Source organism: Streptomyces shenzhenensis (assembly GCF_003688995.1).
GTDB lineage: Bacteria > Actinomycetota > Actinomycetes > Streptomycetales > Streptomycetaceae > Streptomyces > Streptomyces shenzhenensis_A.
In genome coordinates, this window is the sequence record NZ_PENI01000036.1 from 61,956 (window position 1) to 75,656 (window position 13,701).

The following is a 13,701-nucleotide window of genomic DNA, read 5'->3' on the forward strand; positions in this document are numbered from 1 at the left end:
CCTTCCTTACGTCACTTGGCGGCAGCGGCCGGAGTGTCCTCGCCGAGCAGCTTGCCGTCGGAGGTCTCGAACTGCTTCTTGAAGTCCGCGATCGCGTCGGCCACGGCCGTCAGCGTGTCGTCGGACATCTTGCCGCCCTCCTTGATGGAGGTCATGAGGCCCTGCTCCTTGCGGTGCAGGTACTCCAGCAGCTCCTTCTCGAAGCGGCGGATGTCGGCGACCGGCACGTCGTCCATCCGGCCGGTGGTGCCGGCCCAGACGGAGACGACCTGGTCCTCGGTGGCCATCGGCTGGTACTGGTCCTGCTTCAGCAGCTCGACCATGCGCTGACCGCGCTCCAGCTGGGCCTTGGAGGCGGCGTCCAGGTCGGAACCGAAGGCGGCGAACGCCTCCAGCTCACGGAACTGGGCGAGGTCCACGCGGAGCCGGCCGGAGACCTGCTTCATGGCCTTGTGCTGGGCGGAGCCACCGACGCGGGAGACCGAGATACCGACGTTCAGGGCCGGCCGCTGACCGGCGTTGAACAGGTCGGACTCCAGGAAGCACTGGCCGTCGGTGATGGAGATGACGTTGGTCGGGATGAACGCCGACACGTCGTTGGCCTTGGTCTCGACGATCGGCAGACCGGTCATCGAGCCGGCGCCCATGTCGTCGGAGAGCTTGGCGCAGCGCTCCAGCAGCCGGGAGTGCAGGTAGAAGACGTCACCCGGGTAGGCCTCGCGGCCCGGCGGGCGGCGCAGCAGCAGGGAGACGGCGCGGTAGGCGTCGGCCTGCTTCGAGAGGTCGTCGAAGATGATCAGGACGTGCTTGCCGTGGTACATCCAGTGCTGGCCGATGGCCGAGCCGGTGTAGGGCGCCAGGTACTTGAAGCCGGCCGGGTCGGAGGCCGGGGCGGCGACGATGGTCGTGTACTCCAGCGCGCCGTTCTCCTCCAGCGCGCGGCGGACCGACGCGATGGTGGAGCCCTTCTGGCCGATGGCGACGTAGATGCAGCGGACCTGCTTGTTCGGGTCGCCCGAGCGCCAGTTGTCGCGCTGGTTGATGATCGTGTCGACGGCCAGGGCGGTCTTGCCGGTCTGGCGGTCGCCGATGATCAGCTGGCGCTGGCCGCGGCCGACCGGGGTCATCGCGTCGACGGCCTTGTAGCCCGTCTCCATCGGCTCGTGCACCGACTTGCGCTGCATGACCGTGGGGGCCTGCAGTTCGAGGGCGCGGCGGCCGTCGGTCTCGATGTCGCCGAGGCCGTCGATCGGGTTGCCGAGCGGGTCGACGACGCGGCCGAGGTAGCCCTCGCCGACCGCGACGGAGAGGACCTCACCGGTGCGCTGCACCGGCTGACCCTCCTCGATGCCGCTGAACTCACCGAGGACGATGGCACCGATCTCGCGCTCTTCCAGGTTCAGCGCGAGACCGAGGGTGCCGTCCTCGAACTTCAGCAGTTCGTTGGCCATGGCCGAGGGCAGGCCCTCGACCTTCGCGATGCCGTCGCCGGCAAGGGTGACCGTACCGACCTCCTCGCGCGAGGCCGCGTCCGGCTTGTACGACTGGACGAAGTTCTCCAGCGCGTCCCGGATCTCCTCCGGCCGGATCGTGAGCTCCGCCATCTGGGTTCCCTGCTCTCCTTGTTGGGCCCGAAGTTTCACTTGGGGGGATGGGGACTCCCCCCATCTGGAGGTGAATCCTCTGCACGGCCCAACCAGGGCCGCCATCAGTACTGCTTCTTGAGTTGCTGCTAGCCCGCCATGCGGCGGGCGGCGTCCTCCAGCCGGTCCGCGATCGAGCCGTTGATGACCTCGTCGCCGACCTGTACCCGGATACCGCCGACGACCGCCGGGTCCACATCGAGGTTGAGGTGCATCGTGCGGCCGTAGAGCTTCGCCAGGGCGGCGCCCAGGCGCCGCTTCTGTGTGTCGCTCAGCGGTACCGCCGAGGTGACGACGGCGACCGTGCGGTCCCGGCGCTCGGCGGCGAGCTTGGAGAGGGCTTCGATTCCCGCTTCCAGGCTACGTCCACGCGGCACGGTCACGAGGCGCGTCACCAGACGCTCGGTGGTCGCGGCGGCGCGGCCCCCGAGCAGCCGGCGCAGCAGCTCCGTCTTGGCGGGGGCGCCGGCGCTGCGGCTGGTGAGCGCGGCGCGCAGTTCGGTGCTCGAGGAGATGATCCGGCCGAACCGGAACAGCTCGTCCTCCACGCTGTCGAGCCGGCCCGCCTGCTGGGCGGCCGTGAGGTCGGCCACATCGGCCAGCTCCTCCAGCGCGTCCACCAGGTCGCGCGGCTGCGACCAGCGGGAGCGGACCGTACCGGACACCAGGTCCGCGGCCGGGCCGCTGACCTGGCCGCCGATCAGGCGCCGGACCAGCTCGGCCTTGGCCTCGCCGGGCTGCGCCGGGTCGGTGAGGACCCGACGCAGCGACACCTCGCGGTCGAGCAGCGCGGTGACGGCCGCCAGCTCGTCGGCGAGCCGCGTCGCGTCCACGGTCGTGACGTCCGTCAGCGCGTCGAGGCGCTCACGTGCGGCTGCCAGTGCCTCGCGGCTCGCTCCGTTCATCGAGTCGCCTCGGCCTTCGAAGCGGCGTCATCGAGCCCGTCGAGGAAGCGGTCGATCACGCGGCTCTGCCGGGCGTGGTCCTCGAGGGACTCGCCGACGAGCTTGCCGGCCAGTTCGGTGGCGAGCTTGCCGACGTCCTGGCGCAGCGCGGCCGAGGCGGTCTTGCGGTCGGCCTCGAGCTGGGTGTGACCGGCGGCGACGATCTCCTCACGCTGCCGCTGGCCTTCGGCGCGCATCTCGGCGATGAGCGCGGCACCCTGCTCCTGCGCCTCCTGGCGCAGCCGCGCGGCCTCGTGCCGGGCCTCGGCGAGCTGGGCCTTGTACTGCTCGAGGACGCTCTGGGCCTCGGTCTGCGCGGCCTCGGCCTTCTCGATACCGCCCTCGATGGCCTCGCGGCGCTGCTCCAGAACCTTGTTGATGTTCGGAAGGAGCTTCCAGGCGAGGAAGCCGAAGACGATGACGAAGGCGAGCAGGCCGATGACGAGCTCGGGGATCGGCGGGACGAGGGGGTTCTCCGCCTCCTCGGCCGCCACAATGAGCAACTGGCTCATGTCAGTGCCTTTCGTCTAGGGGGCTGTCGCTGATCGGTCGGTCGATCAGGTGCCGTAGACGAACGGCATGACCAGGCCGATGAGGGCGAGCGCCTCACAGAAGGCGAAGCCGAGGATCTGGTTGGCGCGGATCAGGCCGGCCGCCTCGGGCTGGCGGGCCAGGGCCTGGGTGCCGTTGCCGAAGATGATGCCGACGCCGACGCCGGGGCCGATGGCGGCCAGGCCGTAACCGATGGAACCGAGCGAGCCGGAGACGGCGGCAAGGGTCTGGGACATGCCAGTTCTTCCTTCTTCTTTACGGACCGGTGGGGGTTGTCCACCGGACGATCAGGGGGGTGGTGCGGGCGCTCAGTGGTGCTCGGCGAGGGCGCCCTGGATGTAGGTGCACGTCAGCAGCACGAAGACGTACGCCTGCAGTGCCTGGATGAAGAGCTCGAAGGCCGTCATCACGATGGTCATGACGAAGCTGACGCCGGCGTAGGCGATGCCGATGCCGTTCAGCAGGTACCAGCTGGCGATCGTGAAGAGCAGCAGCAGGGTGTGGCCCGCGAACATGTTCGCGAAGAGCCGGACCGCGTGGGTGAAAGGCCGCACCAGCAGGTTCGAGAAGAACTCGATGGTCATGGCGAGCGGCAGCACCGCGCCCAGCGACTTGTCGTAGCCCGTGACGTTCTTGAAGAAGCCGACGAAGCCGTGCCGCTTGAAGGTCAGCGAGACCCACAGGACGTAGACGATCAGGGCCAGCACGAGCGGGTACGCGATGATCGACGTCACCGGGAACTGGGCGAGCGGGATGATCGACCAGAGGTTCATCATCCAGATGAAGAAGAACAGCGAGACGATCAGCGGGACGTACTTCTCGCCCTCCTTCTTGCCGATCGTCTCGTACACGACGCCGCGCCGGATGAAGTCGTAGCCGGTCTCGGCCACCATCTGCAGCTTGCCGGGCACGACCTTCGGCCGGCGGAAGGCGGCCCAGAAGAATCCGACGATGATGATCGAGCCGAGGAGCGCCAGCAGCATCGTCTTGTTGAAATACAGGTTGCTGTCGGCGTCGCCCCAGAGGGGCTCGAACAGGAACGAGTGCAGGCCCGGAGCGGGGAAGCCACAGCCATCGAAGATGTGGCAGTCGGTCTCGAAGGCGAGCACCTGCGTCGGGTCAGCACTCACCGCGGGCTCCTTCTGCGTGGCGCATGGGTACGGCAACCTCGTTGTGTCGGCGCGGCGCAGGGCCGCGGGTCGGCACCGGACTGGTGTAACGGATGTGGGGGCGGCTGAGGGACATCTCGCCTCGCGATTGAGCAGGCGTCAGCTCGGATGCCCGCGCCCGCGATGCCGCAGTTGGCACCGGACGATAGCAGCATCTCTCATGCGCCTTTATCCCGGCCCTACCGCTCACGACTGGTGCCCGGTCTTCTCGGGCCTGTCGCCGCTCGCAGCGGCGGTCGAATCGGGTTCGACGTAGAGGATCTTGGACTTCATGTGCGCACGCGTCTGTGCCGCGATCCAGCTGAGAGTGGCGAGGACGAGCGTGAGCGCGAAGGCCCGGGGGTTGAACAGCGTGGTGTTCTTGAACGCCGCGACGAACACGAACAGCAGCAGGATCTGCGCCGCGTAGAGCATCAGGCCCATGGCCTGGAACAGGTGCGGAAGCGACGCGGCGGTGCGCTGCAGGACGTACAGGCCGAGCCCCATGAACAGGATCACGATCAGCGTCGCGACGACCGCCCCGATGGCGCCCTTGCCACCCGCGACCACCGAGCTGACGACGGCGGCGAGCGCGCCGACGGCAGCCGTGGGCACGGCAGCCTGGGCCAGGGTCCGGACGTCATTGGACGGCATGGCGGCAACTCCGCTTTTCACAGGGGGCGTGGGGTGTCGTCATGGACGAGCCTAACCCCGGGCTGAGTAGGGGAGACCTCACGCCAATGGACCGTCGCACTGCGGTCCTTCGGGTGTGTCCGGGGTTCTCGTGAACCGTATCACAAACTATTTGATGAGGTCTTTACCTGGGACGTGTGCTAGCCGTCACACATGAGAGTGAGAGTGCGCGTCTGTGCAAGGACCAGGCCCACTTGTCTGGTATTAGGGGCTTTTGCTCCCCCACGGCTTGGCAATGCTCTAGTCAGATTCTTACCTTGGGCGTCAGCGTGACGTACCCGCGTTGCGCTCGTCCAGGAGGCGCGAACGAGCGCCGACGGCGCTCGCCCCGTTGACCCCGGCGCTGACCGGAGTACGGGATTCGTCCTCAACTGGGGCCGCGGGAGGGCAGGTTGCGACGTCCGCCGCGGCGGCCCGCCGGCGCCGGTAGCGCGGCGGCACGAAGTGCTCGGCCCAGCGCGGGGCACGGGGCGTGAACCGCGGCAGCAGGAGCAGCACCAGGCCGATCGCGCTGAGGAAGACCACGCCGAGCACGATCCACATGGACGCGGAGTTCACGGAGTAGGCCAGCGCCCCGAAGGCGATCAGCGCCGACCAGAAGTACATGATCAGCACCGCCCGGCTGTGCGAGTGGCCGATCTCCAGGAGCCGGTGGTGCAGATGCCCGCGGTCGGCGGCGAACGGCGACTGACCGCGCCAGGTGCGGCGCACGATCGCCAGCACCAGGTCGGCGGCCGGCACCGCGATGATCGTCAGCGGCAGCAGCAGCGGGATGTAGACGGGCACCGTCTGGTGCACCGCCGCCTTCTCGGAGCCGGTGAACAGAGCCAGCGCGTCCGGGTCGACCTGCCCCGTGATGGAGATCGCACCCGCGGCCAGCACCAGGCCGATCAGCATCGAGCCGGAGTCGCCCATGAAGATCCGCGCGGGGTGCATGTTGTGCGGCAGGAAGCCCAGGCACATGCCCATCAGGATCGCCGAGAACAGCGTGGCCGGGGCGGCGGCCTCGATGCCGTACGAGTACCAGATCCGGTAGGCGTACAGGAAGAACGCCGCGGCGGCGATGCACACCATGCCGGAGGCGAGGCCGTCCAGGCCGTCCACGAAGTTCACCGCGTTGATCGTGATGACCACCAGCGCCACCGTCAGCAGCGTGCCCTGCCACGGGGTCAGCGCCACGTTGCCGACGCCGGGGATGGGCAGCCACAGGATCGTCAGACCCTGCATGACCATCACGCCCGCCGCGATCATCTGCCCGCCCAGCTTGATCAGGGCGTCGATCTCGAACTTGTCGTCCAGGACACCGATCAGCCAGATCAGCGCGGCCCCGGACAGCAGCGCGCGCGGCTCGTTGGACTTGGTGAAGACCTCGTTGAGGTTGGTCAGATGGTCGGCCGCCAGCAGGCCCGCGCACAGGCCGAAGAACATGGCGATCCCGCCGAGGCGCGGAGTGGGTTCCCGGTGCACGTCACGCGCCCGGATCTCCGGCATCGCCCCGGCCACGATCGCGAATTTCCGTACCGGCCCTGTCAGCAGATAGGTCACCGCGGCCGTGATGCAGAGCGTCAGCAGGTATTCACGCACAGGCTTCCCCACAGGTCTCGCTGGCCATCACAGCCCCACACCCTAGCGAGGGACGCATATGTATGGGGACTTCCGGGTAGCGACGATGGTTGCACGAAGAGCTGTGCACCACATGCACGGCCCCGCGTCCGTCCCCGCTCAGCCGGGATACGGCGGAAATCTACCGGTCAGCTCGCGCACCTCGGCACGGGCCCCGACGGTATCGGCCGCACCCCGCAGCACCTCCGCCAGCAGCGCCCCGATCCGGTCGAGCTCCGCCTCCCGCATGCCCTGGGTGGTCACCGCCGCGGTGCCCAGGCGCAGCCCGCGGGCGTCCCCGTGCGGCAGCGCACAGCAGTCGAGGACCAGCCCGGCGGCGGCGAGCCGGCCCCGCGCGGTCCTCCCGTCGACGCCGAGCGGCGCCGGGTCGGCGGTGATCAGATGGGTGTCCGTGCCGCCGGTGGTCACGGCCAGCCCCTCGGCGGCCAGCCGCGCCGCCAGCACCCGCGCGTTGGCGACCACCTGCCGGGCGTACGCGGCGAACGCCGGCGTCGCCGCCTCACCGAAGGCCACCGCCTTCGCGGCGACGGCGTTCATCTGGGCCCCGGCCTGAGTGAACGGGAACACGGCCCGGTCGACGCGCCCGGCCAGCTCGGCCCCGCACAGGATCATCCCGCCGCGCGGCCCGCGCAGCACCTTGTGCGTGGTGGCGCACACGACGTCGGCGTACGGCACCGGGCTGGGCGCCGCTCCCCCGGCGACGAGCCCGATCGGATGGGCGGCGTCCGCGATGAGATAGGCGCCGACCTCGTCGGCCACCTCCCGGAAGAAGGCGTAGTCCAGGTGGCGCGGGTAGGCGATCGACCCGCACACGATCGCCTTGGGCCGGTGCGAGCGGGCCAGCGCCCGGACCTGGTCCCGGTCGATGAGCCCGGTCTCCGCGTCCACCCCGTAGCCCACGAAGTCGAACCAGCGGCCGGAGAAGTTGGCCGGCGAGCCATGGGTGAGATGACCGCCGTAGGACAGCCCGAGGGCGAGGACGGTGTCGCCCGGCCGCAGCAGGGCGGCGTACGCGGCGAGCACGGCGGAGGAACCGGAGTGCGGCTGGACGTTGGCGTGCGCGGCGCCGAACAGCGCCCTGGCCCGGTCGACCGCGAGCCGCTCGGCGATGTCCACCAGCTCGCAGCCGCCGTGGTAGCGGGCGCCCGGATAGCCCTCGGCGTACTTGTTGGCGAGCGGCGAGCCCAGCGCCGCCAGCACGGCCGGGGACGCGTAGTTCTCGGCCGCGCTCAGCTGCAGGGTGGTCGACTGCCGGGCCAGTTCGCCCAGCAGGATATCGGCCAGCTCGGGATCCTGCCCGCGCAGCACATCGGCCTCGACGAGGGTATGGGTGACCGACATGACGGACTCCCGGGCGGTCGACGGTGACGTACGTCCAATGTAGGCCCGGGGCGGAGGGGGTGCGCGGTCGGCTACATCCGTGCGGGGACGCCCGTGAGGGCCGTGACGACCGGGTCCAGCGCCTCGTGTATCTCGTCGCCGATGGACCGGAAGAAGGTCAGGGGCGCGCCGTACGGGTCGTAGACCTCGTCGGCCTCGGCCGTGGGCGCCAGCAGCCAGCCGCGCAGCGCGGCGGCCGCCCGGACCAGCGCGCGGGCCCGCGCGACCAGGCCGTCCTCCAGCGGCGGCAGCGTCGTCGGGTCTATCGCCCGGACCAGCCGGGTGAACTCCTTCAGCGTGAAGGTCCGCAGCCCTGCCGAATGGCCCATGGAGATGACCTGGGCCCGGTGGTCGCGGGTGGCGGTCAGCACCAGATCGGCCGTGATCACGTGCTCGTCGAGGAGTTCCCGGCCGGTGAAGCCGGAGGCGTCCGCGCCGAACTCGGCCAGCACGGCCTCCGCGTTCGACTCCATCGGCGCGCCCTCGTGGCCCCAGGTGCCCGCGCTCTCCACGATCAGCCCGCCGCCCAGGATGCCGAGCCGCTCCGTCACGAAATGCCGGGTCAGCCGCTCGGTGATGGGCGAGCGGCACACATTGCCGGTGCTGACGTGGAGGATGCGGAAGGTGTCGCGCGGGAATCCGAAGGTCGTCGTCTCCTCCGCGCTGCTGTCCCCGTTTCCTATGCCACGCATGGGGTTCCCCCCTGCTCGAGCGCAGTCGAGAGCTCGGGGGCCTCAGGGGCCGTCAATTCGCCACCTCGAGGTCGGGTACGACCTTTCGCAGCTCGTCCGGGGAGAGCGCGCCCTCGCGCAGCAGCACCGGCACGTCACCCGTGACGTCCACGATGGACGACGGCACATTGGCGGGGGTCGGGCCGCCGTCGAGGTAGACGGAGACGGAGTCGCCGAGCATCTCCTGGGCGGCGTCGCAGTCCTCCGGGGCCGGGTGGCCGGTGAGGTTCGCCGACGACACGGCCATCGGGCCGACCTCGGTCAGCAACTCGATGGCGACCGGGTGCAGTGGCATGCGCACGGCAACCGTGCCCCGGGTGTCGCCGAGGTCCCACTGCAGCGACGGCTGGTGCCTGGCGACCAGCGTGAGGGCGCCCGGCCAGAACGCGTCGACCAGCTCCCAGGCCGACTCGGAGAAGTCCGTGACGAGGCCGTGCAGGGTGTTCGGGGAACCGATGAGGACGGGCGTGGGCATGCTGCGGCCCCGGCCCTTGGCCTCCAGCAGGTCGGCCACGGCCTCCGCGGAGAACGCGTCGGCGCCGATGCCGTAGACGGTGTCGGTCGGCAGCACCACGAGTTCGCCCCGGCGGACGGCGGACGCGGCCTCGCGCAGGCCCGTCGTGCGGTCGGTGGCGTCATTGGTGTCGTATCGCCGTGCCATGTCTAGCGGTCTCCTTCTGTTGTCGCTCGGTTCGCCTCCGGGGTGCCCTCGGCCGGCCGGCGCGCCGCGGCCACTGCGCGCGTCGGCGTCACGGCAGGGCCCTGCGGGCGGTCGCGAACCGGGGGCGGTTGTTGAGGTCGGGGTGGTCGGCCGCGTCGGCCCAGCCCCGCTCCTCGGTGAAGACCCACGGCACCTGGCCGCCCTGGGTGTCGGCGTGCTCGACGACGACGACACCGCCGGGCCGCAGCAGCCGGTGCGCGGTGCGCTCCAGACCACGGATCAGGTCGAGGCCGTCCTCGCCGGAGAACAGGGCCAGCTCGGGGTCGTAGTCACGGGCCTCGGGAGCGACGTACTCCCACTCGGTGAGCGGGATGTACGGCGGGTTGGAGATGACGAGGTCGACCTGGCCGTCGAGGTCGGGGAAGGCGTCCAGGGCATTGCCCTGGCGCAGGTCGACCCGGGAGCCCGCCATGTTCTTACGGGTCCACCGGAGGGCTTCCTCGGACAGCTCGACGGCGTGCACGCGCGAGCGCGGCACCTCCTGGGCCAGGGCGAGCGCGATCGCGCCGGAGCCGGTGCACAGGTCGACGATGAGCGGCTCGACCACGTCCATGGCGCGCACGGCGTCTATGGCCCAGCCGACCACCGACTCGGTCTCCGGCCTGGGCACGAAGACACCCGGTCCGACCTGGAGCTCCAGATACCGGAAGTAGGCCCGCCCGGTGATGTGCTGGAGCGGCTCACGCTGCTCGCGGCGGGCGACGACCTCCCAGTAGCGGGCGTCGAAGTCGGCGTCCTTGACGGAGTGCAGCTCGCCCCGCTTCACGCCGTGCACGAACGCGGCGAGTTCCTCCGCGTCGTTGCGCGGCGAGGGCACGCCGGCGTCCGCCAGCCGCTGGGTGGCCTGCGCCACCTCCGCGAGCAGCACGCTGCGGGAGGTCGGGGGTCGCCCCCCAAAATGTTGCTGCACGCTCGTCCTCCGGTCCTCGCTACGTCGTCCTACGTGCCTTAGGCGGCGGCCAGTTTCGCCGCCGAGTCCGCGTCGACACACGCCTGGATCACCGCGTCGAGTTCGCCGTCCAGGACCTGGTCCAGGTTGTACGCCTTGAAGCCGACACGGTGGTCCGAGATGCGGTTCTCCGGGAAGTTGTACGTGCGGATCTTCTCGGAGCGGTCGACGGTGCGGACCTGGCTGCGCCGGGCGTCGGCGGCTTCCTTCTCCGCTTCCTCCTGTGCGATGGCGAGCAGCCTGGAGCGCAGGATACGCAGAGCCTGCTCCTTGTTCTGCAGCTGGCTCTTCTCGTTCTGGCAGGAAGCGACGACTCCGGTGGGGATGTGCGTGATGCGTACGGCGGAGTCGGTGGTGTTGACGGACTGGCCGCCGGGTCCCGAGGACCGGTAGACGTCGATGCGGAGCTCGTTGGGGTTGATCTCCACGTCCACCTCCTCGGCCTCGGGGGTGACGAGGACACCGGCCGCCGAGGTGTGGATCCGGCCCTGGGACTCGGTGGCGGGCACGCGCTGCACACGGTGCACACCGCCCTCGTACTTCAGCCGGGCCCACACGCCCTGCCCCGGCTCGGTCTGCCCGCGGGACTTCACCGCGACCTGGACGTCCTTGTAGCCGCCCAGCTCGGACTCGGTGGAGTCGATGATCTCGGTCTTCCAGCCGACGCGCTCGGCGTAGCGCAGGTACATGCGCAGCAGGTCGCCGGCGAACAGGGCCGACTCGTCGCCGCCCGCGCCCGCCTTGATCTCCAGGATGACGTCCTTGTCGTCGCTGGGGTCACGCGGGATGAGCAGGAAGCGCAGCTTCTCGGTGAGTTCCTCGCGCTGCTTCTCCAGCTCCTTGACCTCGGCGGCGAACTCCGGGTCTTCGGCGGCGAGTTCACGGGCCGTCTCGATGTCGTCGCCGGTCTGCTTCCAGGAGCGGTAGGCGGCGACGATCGGAGTCAGCTCGGCGTAGCGCTTGTTGAGCCTGCGCGCGTTGGCCTGGTCGGCGTGGACCGACGGATCGGCGAGCTTCTTCTCCAGATCGGCGTGCTCACCGACGAGTTCCTCGACGGCCTCGAACATCTTGGGGCTCCTGTACTGCTCGGAAAGGGGGAAGGCGGGCGACCAAAAACGCCGGTCCCGGGCGTGCCCCGGTGAGGGGCACGGCCATGGACCGGCGAATGGGGGCTCGCTACTTCTTGGAGCCGGCGGCAGCCTTGCCGAAGCGGGCCTCGAAGCGGGCCACACGGCCACCGGTGTCGAGGATCTTCTGCTTGCCCGTGTAGAACGGGTGGCACTCGGAGCAGACCTCGGCCCGGACGGTACCGGACTCGATGGTGCTGCGGGTGGTGAACGACGCGCCACAGGTGCAGCTGACCTGCGTCTCGACGTACGTGGGGTGGATGTCGCGCTTCAAGGTGTCTCCTAGGTTTCGGGAGGGCGCCGGGTCGCTGCCGCGGGGTGCGGGAGCGTGAACCGGAGCCGACGTACCAGTCTGCCAGGACTGGCGCCATCCCCCAAAACCGGGGGTGCGGGTGAAGTATTCCCCTGACGCCCAAGGGGGTGCCGGTTCATCGCCGTGGGCGGGTGCTGGTTCGTTGTGGCTGGTCGCGCAGTTCCCCGCGCCCCCTGCGGGGCACTCACCACGGGCCCAGGTGGGTGCCGGGTCATCGCCGTGGGCGGGTGCCGGTTCATTGTGGCTGGTCGCGCAGTTCCCCGCGCCCCCTGCGGGGGCTGACCATATCTCTTTCTGAAGGCCTGAGTGGGTGCGCCCAATGGGGTGCCGGGTCATCACCGTGGGCGGGTGCCGGCTCGTTCTGGCTGAGCGCGCAGTTCCCCGCGCCCCCTGCGGGGCCACTCACCACGGGCCCGGGTGGGTGCCGGGTCATCACCGTGGGCGGGTGCCGGCTCGCTGTGGCCGAGCGCGCAGTTCCCCGCGCCCCCCTGCGGGGCGCTCACCACGGGCCCCGGTGGGTGCCACCAAGGGGGTGCCAGGTCATCACCGTGGGCGGGTGCCGGCTCGCTGTAGCTGAGCGCGCAGTTCCCCGCGCCCCCTGCGGGGCGCTCACCATGGGCCCCGGTGGGTGCCGGTTCGTTGTGGTTGAGCGCGCAGTTCCTCGCGCCCCTGCGGGGTGCTGACCATGGCTACGGGGTGGTGATCACGTCCTTGGCCTGGCCTGTTGCTGTGTTTTTGGTTGCTGTTTCGGGGATGGGGCGGTCGTTCTTCAGGGCGGTCCAGACCTGCTGGGACTTGGTCTTGTCCAGGAGGACCCGGTTCGGGTTCGCGGGGTCGTACTGGACCGGCGTCGTGACCATGGTCATGTGGGACGCGCTGATGCCCTTGAGACCGTTCGCGAAGCTCACCAGGGAGTTGACGGAGCCGAGCTCGGAGTCGGTGGTGACGGCCTTGGTCGCGGTGTCCGCGAGGGCGAACAGCTTCGTCGGGTCGGTGAGGACGCCGACCTGCTTGACCTGGTCGACCAGGGCCTTGACGAAGGCCTGCTGGAGCTGGATGCGACCGAGGTCGGAGCCGTCGCCGACACCATGCCGGGTGCGCACCAGACCGAGCGCCTGCTCGCCGGACAGCTTGTGGGTGCCGGCGGTCAGGTCGAGATGGCTCTGCGGGTCGTCGATGTCCTTGGTGGTGGTGACCGTGACCCCGCCCAGCTCGTCGATGAGCTTCTGGAAGCCGCTGAAGTCGACCTCCAGATAGTGGTCCATCCGGATGCCGGTGATGGACTCGACGGTCTTGACCGCACAGGCGGCGCCACCGGTGGAGTAGGCGGAATTGAACATCACGCCGGTCGCGGCCGGGTGCGTACCGCCGTCGGTGCCGGTGCACTCGGGGCGGTCGACCAGGGTGTCGCGGGGGACGGAGACCACGCTGGCCGTCTTACGGCCCTCGTAGACGTGGACGATCATCGCCGTGTCGGAGCGGGCGCTGCCGTCGTCGGCACCGCCGCCGAGCTTCTCGTTGGAGCCGGACCGCGAGTCCGAGCCGAGGACCAGGATGTTCTCGGAGCCGTTGTCGGCCTTCGTCGGCCGGTCGGTGCCCAGGACCTGGTTGATGTCGACGCTCTTGATGTTGCCGTTGAGCTTGAAGTACACGTACCCGACGCCCGTGCCGCCCAGCACCACGATGCCCGCGACGGTCCAGGCCGTGATCAGCAGGGCCTTGCTGCGCCTGCGGGTCCCGCGGTGGCGGGCCCCATGGCCGGACTCGGGTATGCCTGGCTCCGGCGTGCTCTCGGCGGACATGTGCTCCTCGGTCCTGGTCGGGTCCTTCGGTTACCCCCTGCTGCCAGGGACGGTCACGGTGCCTGTCGCACCATC

At 69.9% G+C, this 13,701-nt stretch carries 14 protein-coding genes; all 14 read right to left on the bottom strand.

The window, feature by feature from the left end; all coding sequences use genetic code 11:
• Positions 1–11: 11 nt before the first annotated feature.
• On the bottom strand, positions 12–1,604 hold the full coding sequence (atpA, locus tag CTZ28_RS37885; protein ID WP_121894298.1) for a F0F1 ATP synthase subunit alpha: 1,593 nt from the start codon (positions 1,602–1,604) through the stop codon (positions 12–14).
• 128 nt (positions 1,605–1,732) lie between these two features.
• The gene (locus tag CTZ28_RS37890) at positions 1,733–2,548 is read right to left on the bottom strand and encodes a F0F1 ATP synthase subunit delta (protein ID WP_121894299.1); all 816 of its coding nucleotides are present in this window, start codon (positions 2,546–2,548) and stop codon (positions 1,733–1,735) included.
• Complete coding sequence (locus CTZ28_RS37895; RefSeq protein ID WP_121894300.1) at positions 2,545–3,099, bottom strand: F0F1 ATP synthase subunit B; 555 nt, start codon at positions 3,097–3,099, stop codon at positions 2,545–2,547. Before CTZ28_RS37895 ends, CTZ28_RS37890 begins: the two co-directional genes overlap by 4 nt.
• A 45-nt stretch (positions 3,100–3,144) precedes the next feature.
• The gene (gene atpE / locus CTZ28_RS37900; protein ID WP_028804225.1) at positions 3,145–3,375 is read right to left on the bottom strand and encodes an ATP synthase F0 subunit C; all 231 of its coding nucleotides are present in this window, start codon (positions 3,373–3,375) and stop codon (positions 3,145–3,147) included.
• 72 nt (positions 3,376–3,447) lie between these two features.
• Entirely contained in the window at positions 3,448–4,269 is an 822-nt protein-coding gene (gene atpB, locus CTZ28_RS37905; protein ID WP_121894301.1) for a F0F1 ATP synthase subunit A, read from the bottom strand.
• Positions 4,270–4,494: 225 nt separating this feature from the next.
• The gene (locus tag CTZ28_RS37910) at positions 4,495–4,941 is read right to left on the bottom strand and encodes a Cg1360 family ATP-synthase-associated protein (RefSeq protein ID WP_121894302.1); all 447 of its coding nucleotides are present in this window, start codon (positions 4,939–4,941) and stop codon (positions 4,495–4,497) included.
• Between the two features lie 303 nt (positions 4,942–5,244).
• Positions 5,245–6,564, bottom strand: coding sequence for an MraY family glycosyltransferase (locus tag CTZ28_RS37915; protein ID WP_121894303.1), 1,320 nt, complete (start codon positions 6,562–6,564; stop codon positions 5,245–5,247).
• 138 nt (positions 6,565–6,702) lie between these two features.
• Positions 6,703–7,944: a serine hydroxymethyltransferase gene (locus CTZ28_RS37920; RefSeq protein WP_121894304.1), complete on the bottom strand. Its 1,242-nt coding sequence runs from the start codon at positions 7,942–7,944 to the stop codon at positions 6,703–6,705.
• Between the two features lie 71 nt (positions 7,945–8,015).
• A complete protein-coding gene (locus CTZ28_RS37925) occupies positions 8,016–8,675 on the bottom strand; it encodes an arsenate reductase/protein-tyrosine-phosphatase family protein (protein ID WP_121894305.1) in 660 nt (219 codons plus the stop codon).
• Positions 8,676–8,727: 52 nt separating this feature from the next.
• Entirely contained in the window at positions 8,728–9,375 is a 648-nt protein-coding gene (locus CTZ28_RS37930; RefSeq protein WP_121894306.1) for an L-threonylcarbamoyladenylate synthase, read from the bottom strand.
• Between the two features lie 88 nt (positions 9,376–9,463).
• The gene (prmC, locus tag CTZ28_RS37935) at positions 9,464–10,303 is read right to left on the bottom strand and encodes a peptide chain release factor N(5)-glutamine methyltransferase (RefSeq protein ID WP_121894307.1); all 840 of its coding nucleotides are present in this window, start codon (positions 10,301–10,303) and stop codon (positions 9,464–9,466) included.
• 80 nt (positions 10,304–10,383) lie between these two features.
• Complete coding sequence (prfA, locus tag CTZ28_RS37940; protein WP_121894308.1) at positions 10,384–11,451, bottom strand: peptide chain release factor 1; 1,068 nt, start codon at positions 11,449–11,451, stop codon at positions 10,384–10,386.
• Between the two features lie 109 nt (positions 11,452–11,560).
• Positions 11,561–11,785: a 50S ribosomal protein L31 gene (gene rpmE, locus CTZ28_RS37945; RefSeq protein WP_121894309.1), complete on the bottom strand. Its 225-nt coding sequence runs from the start codon at positions 11,783–11,785 to the stop codon at positions 11,561–11,563.
• A gap of 728 nt (positions 11,786–12,513) precedes the next feature.
• Positions 12,514–13,626 carry an LCP family protein gene (locus tag CTZ28_RS37955; protein ID WP_121894310.1) on the bottom strand — a complete coding sequence of 371 codons (1,113 nt, stop codon included), beginning with the start codon at positions 13,624–13,626 and terminating at the stop codon, positions 12,514–12,516.
• Between the last annotated feature and the right edge of the window lie 75 nt (positions 13,627–13,701).